General features: G+C 69.9%; 1 protein-coding gene. It reads right to left on the reverse strand.

Translation table 11 applies throughout. The annotated features are described in order from the left end of the window. Positions 1-174: 174 nt before the first annotated feature. Positions 175-1,002: a transposase gene (locus ABZ624_RS43185; RefSeq protein WP_360101281.1), complete on the reverse strand. Its 828-nt coding sequence runs from the start codon at positions 1,000-1,002 to the stop codon at positions 175-177. Between the last annotated feature and the right edge of the window lie 111 nt (positions 1,003-1,113).

A 1,113-nucleotide genomic window follows, 5' to 3' on the forward strand; every position in this document is an offset into this window, starting at 1 on the left:
CGACCATCGCATCGTTGACCGTGGCGTCGGTCGTGACAACGTGGGTGATCAAGTGCGGGCGCTTCGACGTCTTTGGGTCATCACAGCTCTCACTGAGATGGATCGTGCAGCCGGCCCAGGCGGATCCCCGCTTCTTGGCGTACCGGGCCTCAGGATCGTAAGGCGAGGCGACCATCACTCTGCTCGGCGGGAGATCGTCCTTCCCCCGCCAGGCCACTCCTCTTCGCCGTCGGTGACGGAGCGCGTGAACTGCTGCACCCACACCGTTCGCAGGACAGTGACGGCAGGCACCTGCTGGAGCCATCCCGGCGCCGCCGGCGCGAAGACAGCTTCGAGCAGGCGGTATCCGTCAGTGGCAATCTGCCGGGCGAGGGTGCGCCGCTCCTGCTCGTCGGTCGGCAGCCGGCAGGCGTCGACCCGCGCCCCGTAGCGTTCCTGCCACGCCGGGTCCATCGACGCGCGCAGCCAGTCCGGCGCGGCTGCAGCGAGTGCTTCCAGCACCGCCCGCAGCCTCTCCCCGAGGAACTCCAGGCGGTTGAGGCTGCGGACCGCGGCCAGCACGTGTGCCGAGTCCGTGCGCTGCCTCCCGCCGGAGCCGACCAGCCCCAGCTCGGCGAGGCGCTCCAGCAGCAGGTCCAGAACCCTCGCTTCCATGCCATGCGCCAGCAGCCGGTCCCGGAACCCGGTCAGCACTGTGCGGTCGAAGCCGGGGTCGGTCAGCTCCAGGCCCAGCAGGTACTTCACGCCGATCCCGGCCCGCACCGCGTGCACGGCCTGGCGATCAGTCAGGTTCTCGGCGAACTGCAGGACGCTGACCAGGGCCAGCCGGCCGGGCGAGACCCCGGGACGCCCCCTGACTCCGAAGGCCGCCTTGAAATCCTCATCCGAGAACAGCGGCCCAAGGCCGTCCCGGATCCTCATCGCCACACAGCCCTTGGGGAACACCGCGCGAGCCACATCCCACGTCAGGGCGGGAACCTCCGCTCCCGAGTCCGAGCGCATCGACACCGCCGCACCCCCAGTTCCCCGCAACCGGACACCCAGCTCGTGCCCTTGAGACCGTCGCACAACACGCTCCTGGCCCCGGACACCGCATGCCCCATGAACACGCTG

The organism is Streptomyces sp. NPDC007205, assembly GCF_040634095.1.
GTDB lineage: Bacteria > Actinomycetota > Actinomycetes > Streptomycetales > Streptomycetaceae > Streptomyces.